Here is a 17,601-nt window from a genome sequence, read left to right on the forward strand (position 1 = left end):
AATAGCGGATTGACGAATCGATGTTTGTCTCGCTACCACTAAACCGACCGGGTCCGTTCTACCGTATCTGAGCAGAGCATCTTTTTAATGGCCAAGAGCAGCGGCAAGAGTCTGGTGATCGTCGAATCGCCAGCAAAAGCACGAACGATTTCCAAATTTTTGGGCAGCGCTTACCAGGTCGAAGCCAGCATTGGACATGTTCGGGACTTGCCCGAAGGTAAAAAAGACGTCCCCGAAAAATTCAAGGACAAGCCTTGGGCCTACTTGGGCGTGAACGTTGACGAGGGCTTCGAGCCGCTTTACATCGTTCCGACGGACAAGAAAAAACAGGTCAGCAAGCTTCGTGCGGCTTTGAAAGAAGCCGAAAACCTTTATCTCGCGACCGATGAAGACCGCGAAGGAGAGGCGATCAGCTGGCACTTACACGAGTTGCTCAAGCCGAAAGTCCCGGTCCACCGCTTGGTATTCCACGAGATTACCAAGGAAGCGATCAGCGACGCGCTCGAACATACTCGTCAGATCGACGAAGGATTGGTTCGTGCACAGGAAGCCCGTCGGATCTTGGATCGTCTTTATGGCTACGACATGTCACAGCTGCTGTGGCGCAAGGTCGGCAGCGGCACATCAGCCGGACGCGTGCAGAGCGTTGCCGTTCGATTGATTGTCGAACGCGAACGCGAGCGAATGGTGTTCGTTCGCGCGACCTACTGGGATATTGACGCGACGTTCAATACCGAAGCGGGCGAGTCGATGTCCGCCACTTTGTCGCGGTACCAAGGCAAGCGTGTCCCGAGCGGTAAAGACTTTGACAGCACCACCGGAAAGCCGAACCGAGATGACATGCTGTTGCTTTCCGAGCAGGAAACCAACGAGCTTGCCGAGAAACTTCGCGAAACAGATTTCGCCGTCACCAAGGTCGAGGTCAAGCCTTTTTCGGAGCGTCCACGTGCTCCGTTTACCACCAGTACGCTGCAGCAGGAGGCCAACCGAAAGTTGGGCTTCGGTGCAAAACGCACCATGAATGCGGCTCAAAAACTGTACGAAAACGGTTACATCACCTACATGCGTACCGACAGTACGACGCTCAGCAAAGAGGCGATCTCTGCGGCGCGTTCACTGGTGCGCAGCGAGTACGGCGAAGACTATCTGCACCCCGACGTTCGGGTTTACAAAGGCAAAGTCAAAAACGCTCAGGAAGCTCACGAAGCGATCCGGCCTGCGGGAACATCGTTCCGCACACCAGAATCGGTTCGCAGCAAGCTCGATAGCGACCAATTTCGTCTGTACGATCTGATCTGGAAGCGAACGGTGGCTTGCCAGATGGCAGACGCCAAAAAGCAGCGGATCAGCGTGGTCATTGAAGGTGGGCAGGCCGTCTTCACCGCCACGGGAACCAGCATTCTATTCGAAGGTTTCTTGCGGGCTTACGTCGAAGGCAGCGATAATCCCGAAGCGGAATTGGCTGATAAAGAACGGTTGCTGCCGAACGTTAGCGAGAACGATTCCTTGGCTCCGAAGGAAATGGAGCCCAAGAGCCACACCACTCAGCCGCCCGCACGCTACACCGAAGCTTCGCTAACGCGGACGCTTGAAGAGAAAGGCATCGGCCGTCCCAGTACGTTCGCGTCGATTATCGGCACGATTACGGACGAGCGACGAAACTATATCTACAAGAAGGGCAACGCGTTGGTGCCCAGTTGGCGTGCCTTCAGCGTCACCCGATTGATGGAAGAGCATTTCGGCACTTTGGTGGACTATCAGTTTACCGCCGACATGGAAGACTTCTTGGATTCGATCAGCCGCAGCGAAGGCGTCGCCGAAGCCTACTTGCGTCGCTTTTACTTTGGTGATGACAGTGCGCCACCGCCAGAAATTGCGAATCTGAAGGTTGATCACAACGTGGCTTTGAAGCCGCGTTTGGAGAAGAAGCTAGAGGAAATCGACCCGCGCAAGACGGCGAAATTTTTGATCGGGATTCCCGACGAAGGTGAGTTCCGCGAAGAGGTTTTCGTTCGAGTTGGCAAGTACGGTCCGTTTCTTGAACAAGGTGAACGCAAGGCACCAATTCCAGACGGTATGCCGCCGGATGAATTGGACTTGGCCAAGGCACTTGAGCTTCTCGAGGCCGGGCAGGTTGAAGACGAGCCATTGGGCACGCATCCCGAAACCGGTAAGCCGATCTACGTCAAAATCGGGCGTTTTGGGCCTTACGTGCAACTTGGTGAACCCGACGATCCGGACAAGAAAAACCAGTCATTGCTGAAGGGGATGACGGCCGAAGATCTGACGCTGGAAACGGCGTGCAAGCTTTTGGAGCTGCCGCGGACGTTGGGGAATTTCCCGGACAACGACCAGCCCATCCAGGCATTCGACGGTCGCTATGGGCCCTACGTGAAGTGCGAAAAGGAAACCCGTTCGCTGCCCGATGGCATGTCCCCGCTTGAGGTCACGCTTGAAGAAGCGATCAAATTGCTCAAGGAGCCTAAGCGACGAGGTCGTGCCGCACCAAAGGAGCCACTGAAGATCTTCGAAGAGAAATCGCCAGTTACCGAAGGCGAAGTCAAGGTTCTTGACGGGCGGTATGGTCCCTACGTGACCGACGGTGAAACCAACGCTTCGTTGCCGAAGGGGACCGAGCCGAAGGACCTGACGATCGAAACGGCGCTGGATCTGTTGGCGGAGCGGGCCGCCAAGGGGGGCTCGAAAAAGAAGAAAAAGAAGAAAGCCACCAAGAAGAAGGCGACGAAGAAGAAAGCGACCAAGAAAAAGGCTGCCAAGAAGAAAAAAGCAGCTAAGAAGAAGTCGACGAAGAAAAAAGGGGCCAAGAAGAAGGCTTGATCCGCGGATACCGAGTTCCGTCGGAGCCGAAAACTGTCTAAACTTCGCGGCCCGAACAGAAATACATCATTACGAACCCAATTTTATTGGAGCCATCCTATGCCAAGTGGCATCGAACGACGCCGTGAGATCCGCCGCCTACGAACACGCCGCAAGAAAGTTGCCAAACTGTTGGCTCGAGCCAAGACCGGCAGCATGGAAAAAGGCGAAGTTGCACGAAAGTTGCGTGCGTTGACCCCCGGCGCTGATGTCATCATCGAGCGTGAAGGCCTGAACGCCTAATTTCCTTTCCGTGTTACCTGATGGGCGACACGGTTGGATGGCCGATCGGTTCTGCAGCCCGCAGGTGGTTTGAATCGCCGTAAACGCCTCGGTTCAGCGAACCTGATTGCTTGCGAGTGATTGGTATCGCGATAAAGCGACTGAACAACCCGGTCGGTCAGATCTGTGGATCCGATCGACCGGTTTTTTTGTGCCCTGCGTTCTTACTTCAGAAACTCAGTCCTTGGTTTTTGGAAACACTGTCCTCTGTGAAATCACAGTGGCCTGCCGGGCCAGGGTGAAAAGTGGGACGCGTTTCATGAACGCTGCGTTCGCTTTTGCGATGATCCGCTGTTCGGCATGCTGAAAATGGCATCGTTGGGTAGGTGGATTGGTTTTGCGAATTGCGGTTCGCGTGAAATTGCCGGCGATGTTCATCCGATGCCCTGCTCAGTTTGGACACCCTTCTCTGCTGGGGGATTGGCTTCTTTGGGTGAGTCTGATGTCCGATTGCAGATTCGTCGAAACTCTCTAGCTTTACAGCCAGAAAATCTTTCTTGCTTTGGCTGAACCTTCGTTAGTCGTCGGGCGTACGTGTCGCCTAACGTCTGAATCTAATTCCACACTATAGGACGATCATGTCAGAGAACGATCAGCGGCGTCCAATGATCGAGGCCGATGGACTGAGTAAGTTCTATGGCCCGTTTGCTGCCGCACGCGAAGTGACGTTTTCCGTGATGCAAGGCGAGCTGGTTGCCTTCTTGGGCCCCAACGGGGCTGGGAAGAGCACGACGATGAAGATGCTGACCGGCTATATCGCCCCAAGCGAAGGCGAAGCACGCATCGCGGGCAACAACATGATGCGTCATCGCATCGAAGGCAGTCGCCACTTGGGATACCTTCCCGAGAGCGGCCCGCTGTACATGGAAATGACGCCATCGGGGATGTTGGATTTCTTTGCCGAAGCTCGTGGCTTGACCGGCGCACGAAAGCGTGACCGGATCGAAGCGGTGATCGAGATCTGCGATCTTTCGTCGGTGGTCTACAAGCCGATCAGCAAGCTTTCCAAAGGTTTCAAACAACGGGTTGGGATGAGCCAAGCGTTGCTTCATGACCCTGACGTTCTGATCCTTGATGAGCCGACTGCGGGCTTGGATCCGAACCAGATCCGTGGCGTGCGTAAGACGATGCGGAAGCTCGCCGAGACAAAAACGATCCTTCTGTCGACGCACATTTTGCAGGAAGTCGAAGCGATGGCGAATCGCGTCGTCATGATCAACGAAGGACGACTCGTGTACAACGGAGACGTCGAAGGCTTGCGCGTGCGTGGTGACAATGACCTCGACGAAGCATTCTACCGTTTGACACACAGTGCCGATCATGCGGCTGCCGAAGCGACTTGATCCATTGCCAAGAAACGATCGTGACGCTTTGGCACCGAATGCGTGCGATACGCTGATCAACATGCAATCGACCGAACGACGCCATCGTCTTGTTTAGTCGTCAATCAACCTGAACCACTGCCCTTCCCCAATCATTCTCTGCTCGATTCGACATGAACGACAGTCTTTTTGCGTTGCTGAATCTGGTCATTATGGATGCCATCTTTATGTGCATCGTGTTGGCCATCTTTGGATTGTTAGCAGGAACCAAGCGTGCCGCGTTCGCGGTGATGAAACGTAACTTTATCGGGTACTTCAGTAATCCGACCGGTTATGTGTTTCTGTGCATCTTTGTGTTTCTCACGTCTGTCGCGGCGTTTTGGCCGGACGAGTTTTTTAATCAGAACTTGGCGACACTCGATCAGCTGAACTATTGGTATCCGTTGATCATGTTGGTGTTCATCCCCGCCATCACGATGAGCATCTGGGCTGAAGAGAAACGTGCCGGAACTGATGAATTGTTGCTGACACTTCCCGCCGACGACTTTGACATCGTGATCGGTAAGTACATGGCGGCGGCAGCCATTTTCACGGCATCGCTGTTGTTCAGCCAATTAAGCACCTTCGTAACGCTGACGGTCCTGACCGAAGGCAGCTTGGATACAGGGCTGATCTTTTCAACCTACATCGGATATTGGTTCGTCGGAATCACGATGATCGCGATCGGGATGGTCGCTTCATTCTTGACCGGCAACCTGACGGTCGGCTTCATTCTCGGTTCGCTTTTCAACGCGCCATTGGCATTCGCGTCGTTGGCAAAGTCAATCATGACCGAACGCGAAGTGTTTGGTTTAAATTTGTCAGATCTTGTTCAGGCGAGTGGCATTGCACGTCCGTTTGATGATTTTGGGCGCGGCGTGATCAGCGTTTCTTCGGTCGCCTACTTCGTTCTGGTGACAGTTGTTGCGCTTTATGCCTGCATGGTGTTGATCGGACGCCGGCACTGGACCGGCGGCAAAGACGGCAACACGATGGCCTATCACTATCTGGCTCGCATCATCGCGCTGTTGGTGATCACGACCAGCGCTGTCGCGTTGTTCCGCCAACGTGACCCGAAGCGTTTTGACATGACCGAAGGCAAGGTCAGTTCGCTTGCCCCGGCAACAAGTAAACTGATTCGCAACTTGGAATCCGATCGGCCGATCAAGATCGATGCGTTTATCAGTAAAGAAGTCCCCGAGATGTACGCGCGGACTCGTTACGAATTGATCAACCTGCTGAAGGAATTTCGCAGCGAAGCAGCTGCGAATGGTCGAACGATCGAAGTCAACTTGCATGACGGTATCGATCTGTTTAGCGAAGACGCGGCGCTCGCATCGGAGCGGTTTGGCATCGAGCCAGTCACTCGAATGGTGCGTGAACAAGGATCGTTCCAACAGAAACCGTTAATCATGGGGGCCGCGTTCCGGGCCGGTTTGGAAAAGGTCGTGGTACCGATTTTTGAATACGGTATCCCTGTCGAATACGAATTGGTTCGTTCGATCAACACCGTCGCTCGCGGTGATCGAAAGCGTCTTGGTGTCGTCCGAACCGATGCCCAGTTGATGGGCGGTATGACGATGTCAGGAATGCAGATGCGTCGCATCGAAAAGCACCCATTGATCGAAGAACTGAGCAAGCAATACGAAGTCGAAGAGATCAATCTGGATGCACCAGTGGATCCCGAGATTTACGATGCCCTTTTGGTCGTGCAGCCTTCTTCGCTGGCGCCTCCGCAATTTGAGCGTTTAACCGATGCGGTCAAAGCAGGTGTACCGACAGCAATCTTTGAAGATCCGTTCCCCGCGTTTCGTCCCGAGATCACTGCGACCGGCGATCCGAAGCAATCCGGGGGCGGTATGTTCGGCGGCGGTGGCCAGCAGCCCAAAGGTGACATTCGAGAGCTTTGGGAAGTCCTGCAGCTGCAAAGCAAAGGAAAAGCCGGTGTGCCTTATTACAACTGCGACATCGTTTGGCAGGATTTCAATCCCTACCCAAACTTGGAGATGAACGCAGACCTGTTCTGGACTTTCATCGACGAAAATGCTCCCGGCGTTGAAGCTGGTAAGGCATTAAGCTCCGAGAGTCCGATCACCGATGGACTTCGCCAGGTGCTCGCTCTGTATGGCGGAACAATCAGCCCGACCGAGAATGCGACTCTCAAGCACACGCCGTTGCTTAGTACCGGTGCGATCAGTGGAACGCTGAATGTCGACAAGCTGAAGCAGTTGCTGGGCTCGGGAATGAACGGCTTGGCAAATGCCATTGACGGTGCCGATCCAAACCAAGTGATGGCGATGACGATCGAAGGCGAGGCATCTGCCGCAGCCGGTGAATCTGCTGGTGAAGACTCGCCGGCAAAAGAAAAGCCGATCAAGGCGGCATACGTCGCTGACACCGACCTGATGCTGGATATTTTCTTGCGGATTCGTGCCGACCCCAACCAGGCGGCCGAAATGCGATTCCAGTTTCAGAACGTGACCTTCCTGTTGAACATTATCGACTGGTTGACCGGCGAAACAGATTTCATCGAAGTGCGGAAGCACGAGCCACACTTCGCCAGCTTGCGAATGATTGACGCCGAAAAGGAAGAAGCCAGCGGCGAAGTTCGCAAGAAACGCAAGGAGTTCCAAGAAGAGAGCAAGGCTGCCGTTCGCGAAGCACAGGAAGCGATGGATCGCGAGATACAAGATCTGAGAGAAGAATCACGCGAGATCGAGAGGAAAAGTAAGGACGGCACGATTCCTCAGTCTGTCTCGAAAGCGAAAATGATTGAGTTCCAAACGATTCAAAGTCAGTTGAATCGTGCTTTGGACGTCAAGCGTGCGAAGGCCGAGCGTCAAGCGGAGCAAAACATTGCCAGAATTCAGCGGGAATCGGACCAAAAGGTCAAAGCGATTCAAAACCAGGTGAAGTTCTACGCGGTGCTTTTGCCATGTATTCCACCACTGGCGGTTGGGATCTGTGTCTTTGCCTCGCGACGACTTCGAGAACGTGAGCACATCAGCAAGGCTCGACTGAAGTAGTTTTTATCCGGCTGCTGCGAGAACCCCGGCGATGCATTGGTGCTGTGTCGCAGCCGGGTTACCAGTTGCCGGAATTAATCGAGACATCCACTACAGATTCGCTGGCGTTTGGTCGGCGAATCGTTCAAGCAAAACAAAAGTTAAACGATTCAATCAAGAGAATTGACGGTGAACGAAACCAAGAAAACTGGGATCTTCTGGGCCGTTGCTTGCGTGACCGCCATTGTCGCCGCGGCAGTTGTATGGCCCACGAGAGACGCCGATAGCGAACGTGGCAATGACGCTCTTATCGGTGAATTGTTGTGCCCCGAGTTCAAAGACGCACTCGCCGCGTCCAGCTTAAAGATCGTGACGTTCAACGAAACGCTGGGCGAGATGAAGAATTTTGAAGTCCGTAAGGATTCCGAATCTGGTATTTGGACGATTCCGTCCAGGGGTGGCTACCCTGCCGACGCGGTCGAGCAGATGAAGAATGCCGCCAATGCGTTCGTCGGACTGAAGATCCTGGACGTCCCGACTGACAATCCCGAAGATCACAGTGGAATGGGCGTTGTCGAACCAAAGCTAGAAACGCTGGACGTTGGTGACGAAGGTGTCGGTCGTTTGGTGACCTTCAAAGACAAGACACAGAAGGAATTGGCATCGATCATCATCGGCAAAGAGGTCAAAGACCAAGAGGGACAGATCTACGTTCGTAAGCCCGGGCAAGATCCTGTTTATGTCGTCTCCCTAAACGATGCTCCATTGACCACTAAGTTCCAAGATTGGATCGAAGAAGACCTGTTGCAGTTGTCCAGCATCGATGTCCAAAACATCGAAGTCAACGACTACAGCACCAACATCGCTTTGGAAGGCGTGACGTTTGTCGGCAACTACAAAGCCGAGTTAGAAAAAGACGGTACCGATTGGACGTTGGCTTCGATCAAGGAATACACAAAAAAGAATTCGTTGACCGATTTCAAAACGGTTGAGGTCGAACCGGGAAAAACACTGAATGCCCAAAAGCTAAAAGACCTGGAAAACGCCTTGGACGATTTAAAGTTCGTCGACGTTGTTCGTAAGCCCGAAGGTATCAGTGCCAATCTAAAAGCTGACAAAGATTTTGCCTCGGACCGTGAATCGTCCGCGCAGTTGATTTCACGGGGATTCCTTCCTGTTCCGATTGGCGAGAATGGGGAAATCGAGCTTCTGTCTGCCAACGGAGAATTGACCGCGACGACAAAAGGTGGTGTGCAGTACATCCTTCGGTTCGGGAACATCAGCGGCACCGCGGATAGCTCCGACGAAGAAGATCCGGAAGCCACGGTTGGTGGCGTCAACCGTTACCTGATGGTCAGCACTGTTGTGAATGAATCGATGTTCCCCGTTCCCGACTTGAAGCCGATTCCGCAGACCTTAGAAGATCTCGATGCGATGGATCAAAAGGAAGCGGAAGAGGCAATCAAGAACGCTCCGCCGGAGTTGAACACGCCTGAAATGAATTCGCCTGAAACACCTTCAGATGCAGAGCAGCCCTCCAATACAGAAGAGCAGCCTGAGGCAGATGCTGCAGAAAAAAGTGCCGAGGCTGAAGAGATGCAAGAGGAAGCTGCAGCGGAAACGAGCGAAGCGGTAACCGAAACATCCGGCGAAGATGCCTCATCCGAGGGCGAGCAAAGCGGTGATGCGGAACCGACCGGCGAAGCGGGTGAAACCGAAGCCAGTGGTGAAGGTGAGTCGACAACCATCGGTGAAGGTCAAGAACCGTCGGACGATACGAACGCCGATTCGGAAGCTCCTGTCGCCGACGATGCAGAAGCTCAAACGCCGGCAGCTGGTTCAACCGAGGCACCTGCAACTGATCAGCCGATTGCTGAAACGGAAGAAGAAAAGCTTGAACGGCTTGCCGCGATTCAAGAGAAAATCACCAAGGAGAACGAACGCAAGCTGGAAGAGCGTAAGGAGAACTTGCAAGAAGCTCAGCTGCAAAGCAAGTCGCTCAACGAGCGGTTTGCAGATTGGTACTACGTGATCCCCGAAGAAACCTACTCGAAACTGCGGGTCGAGCGGGATGACCTTTTCCAATCGGAAGCGGCTCCAGGCATGCCTCCATTCAATCCGGCAGCAGCACCGCCTGGGCTTCAGATCCCACCAGGATTTGGGAACTAAGGCGATCCGTTCGATCGGACAATTTGCGAGATAGCGAGTTGTTGCCCCTAGGTTGCAACTCGCCGCAGAGTTGCTGGCTGCAAGCTGTTTCGGCGATAGGGCATCGCCCTGCTCTGTCTTGCAAAGTCGAAACAAAAAAACCGATGAGCCATGAAGGCGCATCGGTTTTTTATATTGAACATTGCCAATGTTTCCGTGCTGCCAAATCAGCGACTTAGCAGTTCGGAAAAGGATCAGGCCGTTTTGGTCTTACTTGGCAGCTGCGAAACGTGTCGCAACGGCGTCCCAATCGACGACGTTCCAGAACGCCGAAATGTAGTCAGGACGGCGGTTTTGGTAGTTCAGGTAGTAAGCGTGCTCCCATACGTCCAAGCCCAAGATTGGAGTTCCGCTGATGCCAGCCACGTCAGCACCCATCAAAGGGCTGTCTTGGTTGGCTGTGCTGCCGACCTTCAAGCTTCCGCCTTCGACATAGAGCCATGCCCAACCGCTTCCGAAGCGGGTCGCTGCAGCGGCTTCGAATGCTTCTTTGAATGCATCGAAGCTACCGAATGCGCTATCGATCGCTGCGGCCAAATCGCCCGATGGCGCGCCGCCTTTTCCTGGACCCATCACGCTCCAGAAAAGCGAGTGGTTAGCGTGTCCACCGCCGTTATTACGGACAGCGCCAACCTTATCAGCTGGGACTGCCGAAAGGTCTGATACCAGTTCTTCGACCGATTTCGAGCCTAGGTCGGTGCCTTCGATTGCCGCGTTCAGCTTGGTGACATAGCCGTTGTGGTGTTTGCCATGGTGGATTTCCATGGTTTTGGCGTCGATATGAGGCTCCAAGGCGTCCTTGGCGTATGGCAGTTCGGGCAATGTGTAAGCCATCGAAGCTTCTCCACTGTTGATTCGGGGAAATTGCTAAATTTGTTTTTTGGGGCCCGACTAAATCGGGGACCGTGCTTCATGAAACGATAGCGACAGTGGCAAGTCCGCGCAAGGTGGCTGATTCGAACCCAGCCTCCAGACGTGGTAGAATGAGTGGGCCGTTGTTCCATTGGCCCCGCCTACAGTGCCGGTTAACGGCGTCAAACTTCCCGCCTCGACACCTTGTCAACCAAAGTCAATTCGTGCAAATCGGCTCGACCCTAGCCCGGTCGCCGTGCGCACCTAGCCCAGCCGCCGTGCGCAATTTGCAAGTTCCCGATTTCGTTGACCACACTTCTCCTATCGAAACGTTTGTAAATCTTATGGTCAAACATTCGATCGCGATCAGTCACTTCACCAAAGTTTTCGTCTCCGCCTCGGCGATTGTTGGGTTATTTCTAAGCAGTATGGTGGTCGCTGCCGATGAAGCGGCCTTAAAGCCAAGCGGCAATACCGTGGATTCACCCATCGGCGAGTCGGAGGCTATCTTTGTCCGCCGAATCGAAACGCTGATCCGAGATAAATGTCTCGGTTGCCACGGCGCAGATCAAGACGCGATCGAAGGCGAACTCGATCTGCGCAACCAGCAGACGGCGTTTGCAGGGGGCGAGAGCGGTGAAGCTGCTGTCATTGCGGGACATCCTGAGAAGAGTCCCTTGTACCTCGTGATGACACGGACCAGTGATGATTGGTCCGCGATGCCTCCTAAGGACGCCGAGGCGGTCACCGAGGAGCAACTCGGCTATGTGCACCGCTGGATCGAAACGGGGGCAGTTTGGCCCAGCAAAGATAGGATCGCGGAAATTCAGCGAGTCAACGATTCACGTTGGTCCGTCGAAGATGGTGTCACTGTGAAGACTTCAGGTGGGCTCGATCAAGCATGGACGAACCGTCGCTACCAACCCGAATCACTCTGGGCCTATCAACCGTTGCAGAAACCGGACATCGCTGACGGACCGATCAACCCGATTGATCAGCTGATCAATCACGCGATGCCAGACGGGCTGTCACCTGCCGGAACAGCGGATCGCCGAGTCTTCATCCGTCGTGCGACCTACGATTTAACTGGATTGCCGCCGACGCCAGAAGAAGTTCAAAGCTTTCTTGACGATTCTCGATCGGATGATCTCGTTGTTGCTGATCTTGTTGATCGTCTGTTGCGATCGAAACACTATGGCGAACGGATGGCTCAGCATTGGTTGGACGTCGTCCGCTACGCGGATTCGTCAGGTTTCGCGAATGACTTTCATCGTGGTGGTGCGTGGCGATACCGGGATTATGTGATTCGATCATTCAACCAAGACAAGGCATATGACCGTTTTGTCATGGAACAAATCGCTGGCGACGAATTGGACCCGAACGATCCAGAAATGCGCATCGCAGTTGGTTTTCTACGGATGGGGCCATGGGAACTGACCGGGATGGAAGTCGCCAAGGTCGCTCGTCAACGATTTTTGGATGACGTAACCAATAGCGTCGGCGAAACCTTCCTTGCTCATTCACTGCAGTGTGCCAAATGTCATGATCATAAGTTTGATCCGGTACCCACACGTGACTACTACAGTATCCAAGCGGTCTTTCAGACAACTCAGTTGGCCGACCGACGAGCGGAGCGTTTGCAAAATGAGAACGTTCACGGCTTCGATCAAAAACGATATCTCGATTTGCGTCGAGCTGACTATCAACAAGCCGCGGCGCAGTTGGACGAAGCGTTACTCGCCAATGCGATTGAATGGTACAAGGAAAACGACCTCGACGATTCGCAGTGGCGGCAGATCGTTTCGGAGTTGAAGGACCAAAGGAAGTCTTCGATCTTCAATTCGGCTAGGAATCAAATCAAAAAAGGTTTGCGTGAAGATGAGTATCCGCCAAAGTTGGTCGGGTTTACTCCGCAGCAGTTCGGGCTGGAGCGAGTCGCACGCAAAGGGCTGCAAGCGTTGGCGTTTGAAGAGGACACTTTTAAACCGTTCGCACTGTCGGTTTACAACGGCCATACGCCCGATGTCAAATCCATCAGCTCTCCCTTTCGAGTACCCAGCGATACTTTGAAAGGTGAGTTAGAAAAAGGGCATATCCTGACTGGAGGTGATCCGTTTTCGCCTGGCCAGGCCGTTTCGCCAGGAGTGCTCAGTGTGCTTGGCGACTTGCTAGACGAGCCGATCGAGGATTCCGTAGGCGGACGACGGCTCGGATTTGCCAAGTGGGTTGCGAATCCGAAAAATCCATTGACCACACGTGCAATCGCGAATCGAATTTGGATGTGGCACTTCGGTCAGCCGATCGCCGGTAACCCAAACAACTTTGGCTCAACCGGAAAGCTGCCCACCCATCCAGAACTGCTCGACTACCTAGCGGTAAAGCTGGTGGAAGATGGCTGGTCGATCAAGACGCTGCATCGATTGATTATGAACAGTCAGGCCTACCGCCGTTCGAGTGCTCATCCTGACACCGAACGCTTAGTAAAGTTGGATCCCAATTTAAATCACTATGCAGTTTTTCAGCCGAGACGTCTGACGGCTGAAGAGATTCGAGATTCAATGCTGGCGATGACTAATGAGCTGAATCCCGAGATGGGTGGCGTACCTTGTCGCCCGGAAATCAACCTCGAAGTCGCTCTACAGCCTCGTCAGATCATGGGGACGTTCGCGGCAGCTTGGCAACCCAATCCATTACCCGCAGATCGGCACCGTCGTTCCATTTACGCATGTCGACTTCGTGGGCTAGCCGATCCGGCGCACGAGGTTTTCAACATGCCTGGTCCTGACTTTTCCAGTGAGAAGCGAGACCAGTCGAACGTGACACCACAGGTGTTTGCGTTACTCAACAGTGAACGTTCACACAAACGGGCGTTGGCGCTCGCACATCGTTGTTTGAAGGAAACTGAATCAGACGGAGAGGCAATTGATCGCTGCTATCAGCTTGTGTATGGACGTTTGCCAAATGATCGAGAACGTCGTTTACTGCTGGAACATATGCAGACGGTCGAACAAATGCTTCCTGACAAGCCAGTACCATTCAAACAGCAACCGACCGAGATTCGTCGTGAAGCCGTTGAAGAAAACACCGGCGAACAATTCAGTTTTGTCGAAGTCCTCCATTCCAATGAAGACTTCGTGCCAGACCTTCAGCCCACCGATGTCGATCGACATACCCGCGCATTCGCTGATCTTTGTTTGGCGATATTAAATTCGAACGAGTTCATCTACATCTACTAGAGAACGCCAAAATCCGTTGTTGCGCAAGCAAGCGATTGGAGCCGGATCCATGCAATTACGATGGACGAGTGAACGATGAAACGAATCAAGCAAGCAAGCTCTGTCATGCGACGTGATTTTTTGTATGGACTGGGCGCCAGTCTTGGGTCTGTCGCATTTACTGCAATGATGGCCGATGAATTGGCAGCCGGGAATTCGGTTGGGCCAATGAAACCGAAACCACAGCAAGTTCCCGCACGGGCAAAACGTTGTATCTTCCTGATGATGGAAGGTGGGCCATCGCATATCGACACCTTCGATCCAAAGCCGAAGTTATCTGAACTACATCTAAAAGAATTCAATCGAAGCGGTAAGCAAAAGTCCGCGATGGAAAGCGGCAAAAGGTACTTCGTGCAAAGCCCGTTTAAGTTCATTCGAGCGGGACAGTCCGGCGCTGACATGGCAGAAAACTGGCGGCACCTTGCGGGAGTCGCTGATGACTTGTGTTTTTATCGTGGATGCCAAGTCGATAGCGTGAATCATCCGACTGCGATGTATCAGATGAATTGTGGGAATCGTTTCGGCGGTGATCCGGCAATGGGAGCGTGGGTGACCTATGGACTCGGTTCGATCAACCAGGATCTTCCGGGATTCGTGGTGTTGCCGGCTGTTTCGTATCCCCAAGGTGGATCGGCCAATTGGAGCAACGGATATTTGCCAGCCCATTTTCAGGGGACTGCTTTGCGGCCTAGCGGATCACCGATTTTGGATCTCGATCCGCCCGAGGGAGTCAGTCGGCAGCAACAGCGGTTGAACCTGGACTTGATCGCCGAACTGAATCGTCGACATGCGGCCAAGCATCCCACGCATCAAGACTTGTCTGCAAGGATGTCCAACTACGAGTTGGCATATCGGATGCAAATGCAGGTACCCGATGTTTTAGATATGGCGGATGAAGATGAGCGGACGCTGCAGTTGTATGGGGTGAACCGCGAGCCCACACACACGTTTGGTCGGAAATGCCTGCTGGCCCGAAAGTTAATCGAAAGTGGAGTTCGGTTTGTGCAGCTATACCATGGCAGTTGGGACAGCCATGACTACATCGAACGTGCCCACGGCAGCTTGGTCAATGCGGTTGATCAACCCATCGCAGGTTTGATCCGCGATTTAAAAGATCGTGGGCTTCTGGATTCGACCTTGGTTGTCTGGTGCGGCGAATTTGGCCGTTCGCCTGACAACGGAGTTCGTGGTGGAACCGCCTATGGTCGGGACCACAATCCGAACGCGATGTCGATTTGGCTTGCAGGCGGTGGTGTTAATGCAGGGAACACAATCGGTGCTACCGACGAGACCGGTGCCGAAGCTGTTGAAGGCGTTCATCACGTGCGTGATTTGCATGTGACGCTGCTAAGATTGCTTGGCCTTGATGACAACAAGCTGACGTTTTACCACGCGGGACGATTCAAGCAGCTTAGCCAATTCGGTGGCAAGGTAATCGACGAACTGATTGCTTGACCAGGGATCGATTCGCACTAGGTCAGACGAGCGACATCGCAAGGACGAGCATTCGTTAGTCAAATTTCATTCGACGTTGTTGTTTCTTTTGGCTCTTTTGAATTTTGGCTTCTTTGCGGCGCCGTTTGCTTCCCAAAGTCGGACGCGTGGCTTTGCGTTTTTTGGGTGGCCGACGCGTTTCGGTAAGCATCTGCACTAGCCGTGCGCGTACCTCAGCCAAATTTTGCATTTGGTCACGATGTTGGTCACTTTGTAGAACGAGTTGGCCATCGCGATTGATTCGATTGGAATAGGAACGTCGGAAACGATCTTTCCATTCGTCTGAAATCGATTCCGATTGTTCGAACGCCCAATGCAAAATGACCTTTGAATTAACTTTGTTGACGTTTTGGCCTCCAGGGCCACTGCTGCGTGCATTGGTGATGGTGAATTCAGAAGCCGGTAGCGTCAGGTGTGAACTGACGATCAAATCGTTCATGCGAATCGAAGTAAAATTGACAATGTCGAGTGGTTTCGTTTCCAAATGATACGCCAACAGCAACCCATCGTCATCAATGGCGTGAATTCATCTCACGGGCGTTTTCAAACGTCAGCGTTATTTGGGGGAATCGCCGATCTGAGAAGAAGGCTGACAGTCTCTGGTAGAGCAACGAAACACGAGCAAATTCGCATTTCCCAATGACGCACGCCACTCTTTCGATAGTCGCGAAGTTCAGCCAAAGCATATGAATGCAGAAAAATCCACAGCGAATTCATTGGCAGAAAGCAAACGTGCCCGCAAACGTTGGCGTCGCTGGATTTTGTTTTCGGTCGCACTGATCGTCATCCCTGGTACGTTTGCCTATATCGAATTTGTACTCTCACGCCCCATCGGCGAAGGTCCAGCAGGTCCCCACGTCGATGTGTCTGCATTTGACCAAGTCTGGACTCAGGAACCTGTTCGAGTAATCGGCGTGGGCGACAGCGTTACCGCCGGACTCGGTGCCCGTGGGCCAAGTCATACATTCTTCAATCGCGTTTTGAAAAATCCTGCTGATGAATTTCCGGCAATGAAAGGAGCGTGTTTGGAACAGGTTTTGCCAAATCTAGAGCATGAGATCTTTGCGATTTCTGGATCTGAATCGAATACACATCTTGAGGTTATTCGCCAATCGATTCCAGCTTATGAAGCGGAGTACGGAATCGTTTTGATGACTTCCGGTGGCAACGACTTGATCCATAGCTATGGGCGAAGCGATCCACGTGAATGTGCGATGTACGGGGCCACCGTTGAACAGGCTCGTCCTTGGATCAGCCGGTTTGCCGTTCGGCTGGGGACAATGTTCAGCGAGTTGCAACAGCGGTTTCCAGCCGGATGCGAGATCTATATTGGCGATATCTATGATCCGACAGATGGCGTTGGCGATGCGCCGAGCATCTTCTTGCCGGACTGGCCCGATGGATTGGCGATCCACGCGCTATACAACGAAGCGATCCGATCGGTTGCGGCAAGTCATTCAAACGTCCATGTCGTACCGCTTTATGAAACCTTTCTCGGCCATGGATCGCACTGTCGGCAGTTTTGGCGGTCAAGTTATGACGCTGATGATCCCCATTATTGGTTCTTTACCAATATCGAAGATCCGAATGATCGTGGCTATGACGCGATTCGCAGAGTGTTTCTCAATAGCATCGTTGAGAATACGAAGTTGATTTCTCGTTGAGCAAAGCGGTTCATGGGGGCTTAATCTGAGCCGACAACGCGCTAGCGTCGGTTGATGGACGCTGGGTCGTTAGTCACTTAACCGCGGCTAACGCCGAAGCGGCTCATGGGGGATGGGGCTGAGCCGTTAACGCGCTAGCGTCGGTTGTTGGAATGTTGGGTTGTTGATCACTTAACCGCGGCTAGCGCCAAAGCGGCTCATGGGTACTGAATCTGAGCCGATAACGTGCTAGCGTCGGTTGATGGACGCTGGGTTGTTGATCACTTAACCGCGGCTAGCGCCAAAGCGGCTCATGGGTGCTGAGTCTGAGCCGTTGACACGCTAGCGTCGGTTGTTGGAATGTTGGGCTGTTGTTCACTTAACCGCGGCTAGAGCCGAAGCGGTTCATGGGGGCTTAATCTGAGCCGTCAACGCGCTAGCGTCGGTTGATGGAACGTTGGGTTGCTAGTCACTTAACCGCGGCTAACGCCAAAGCGGCTCATGGGTGATGCGTCTGAGCCGATAACGCGCTAGCGTCGGTTGATGGGACGCTGGGTTGTTAGTCACTTAACCGCGGCTAACGCCGAAGCGGCTCATGGGTGAT

At 53.3% G+C, this 17,601-nt stretch carries 10 protein-coding genes; 8 read left to right on the forward strand and 2 right to left on the reverse strand.

What is annotated here, in order from left to right; all coding sequences use genetic code 11:
* Positions 1-87: 87 nt before the first annotated feature.
* The 5 genes from topA to LOC67_RS17855 all read left to right on the forward strand — a co-directional run bounded on the left by topA (position 88) and on the right by LOC67_RS17855 (position 9,694).
* Positions 88-2,838 (forward strand): type I DNA topoisomerase, encoded by a 2,751-nt coding sequence (topA, locus tag LOC67_RS17835; RefSeq protein ID WP_230264018.1) that lies wholly within the window; start codon positions 88-90, stop codon positions 2,836-2,838.
* Between the two features lie 99 nt (positions 2,839-2,937).
* Complete coding sequence (locus LOC67_RS17840; RefSeq protein ID WP_094415516.1) at positions 2,938-3,120, forward strand: DUF6800 family protein; 183 nt, start codon at positions 2,938-2,940, stop codon at positions 3,118-3,120.
* Positions 3,121-3,737: 617 nt separating this feature from the next.
* Positions 3,738-4,502, forward strand: coding sequence for an ABC transporter ATP-binding protein (locus tag LOC67_RS17845; RefSeq protein WP_230264020.1), 765 nt, complete (start codon positions 3,738-3,740; stop codon positions 4,500-4,502).
* A 152-nt stretch (positions 4,503-4,654) separates the two neighbouring features.
* Positions 4,655-7,546, forward strand: coding sequence for a Gldg family protein (locus tag LOC67_RS17850; protein ID WP_230264022.1), 2,892 nt, complete (start codon positions 4,655-4,657; stop codon positions 7,544-7,546).
* A gap of 168 nt (positions 7,547-7,714) precedes the next feature.
* On the forward strand, positions 7,715-9,694 hold the full coding sequence (locus LOC67_RS17855) for a DUF4340 domain-containing protein (protein ID WP_230264023.1): 1,980 nt from the start codon (positions 7,715-7,717) through the stop codon (positions 9,692-9,694).
* Positions 9,695-9,943: 249 nt separating this feature from the next.
* Here the strand turns inward: LOC67_RS17855 and LOC67_RS17860 are convergent, their stop codons facing one another.
* The gene (locus LOC67_RS17860) at positions 9,944-10,567 is read right to left on the reverse strand and encodes a superoxide dismutase (protein ID WP_230264024.1); all 624 of its coding nucleotides are present in this window, start codon (positions 10,565-10,567) and stop codon (positions 9,944-9,946) included.
* A gap of 362 nt (positions 10,568-10,929) precedes the next feature.
* Between LOC67_RS17860 and LOC67_RS17865 the strand changes: the two genes are divergently transcribed.
* Together LOC67_RS17865 and LOC67_RS17870 are read left to right on the forward strand one after the other, a co-directional pair.
* Positions 10,930-13,821 carry a PSD1 and planctomycete cytochrome C domain-containing protein gene (locus tag LOC67_RS17865; protein ID WP_230264025.1) on the forward strand — a complete coding sequence of 964 codons (2,892 nt, stop codon included), beginning with the start codon at positions 10,930-10,932 and terminating at the stop codon, positions 13,819-13,821.
* Between the two features lie 75 nt (positions 13,822-13,896).
* A complete protein-coding gene (locus LOC67_RS17870) occupies positions 13,897-15,315 on the forward strand; it encodes a DUF1501 domain-containing protein (RefSeq protein WP_230264026.1) in 1,419 nt (472 codons plus the stop codon).
* Positions 15,316-15,370: 55 nt separating this feature from the next.
* Here the strand turns inward: LOC67_RS17870 and arfB are convergent, their stop codons facing one another.
* Positions 15,371-15,793, reverse strand: a complete 423-nt coding sequence (arfB, locus tag LOC67_RS17875; protein WP_230264027.1) for an alternative ribosome rescue aminoacyl-tRNA hydrolase ArfB — start codon at positions 15,791-15,793, stop codon at positions 15,371-15,373.
* Positions 15,794-16,040: 247 nt separating this feature from the next.
* Between arfB and LOC67_RS17880 the strand changes: the two genes are divergently transcribed.
* Positions 16,041-17,018 carry an SGNH/GDSL hydrolase family protein gene (locus LOC67_RS17880; RefSeq protein WP_230264028.1) on the forward strand — a complete coding sequence of 326 codons (978 nt, stop codon included), beginning with the start codon at positions 16,041-16,043 and terminating at the stop codon, positions 17,016-17,018.
* Positions 17,019-17,601: the final 583 nt, after the last annotated feature.

Origin of the sequence: Stieleria sp. JC731, assembly GCF_020966635.1 — a bacterium.
GTDB lineage: Bacteria > Planctomycetota > Planctomycetia > Pirellulales > Pirellulaceae > Stieleria.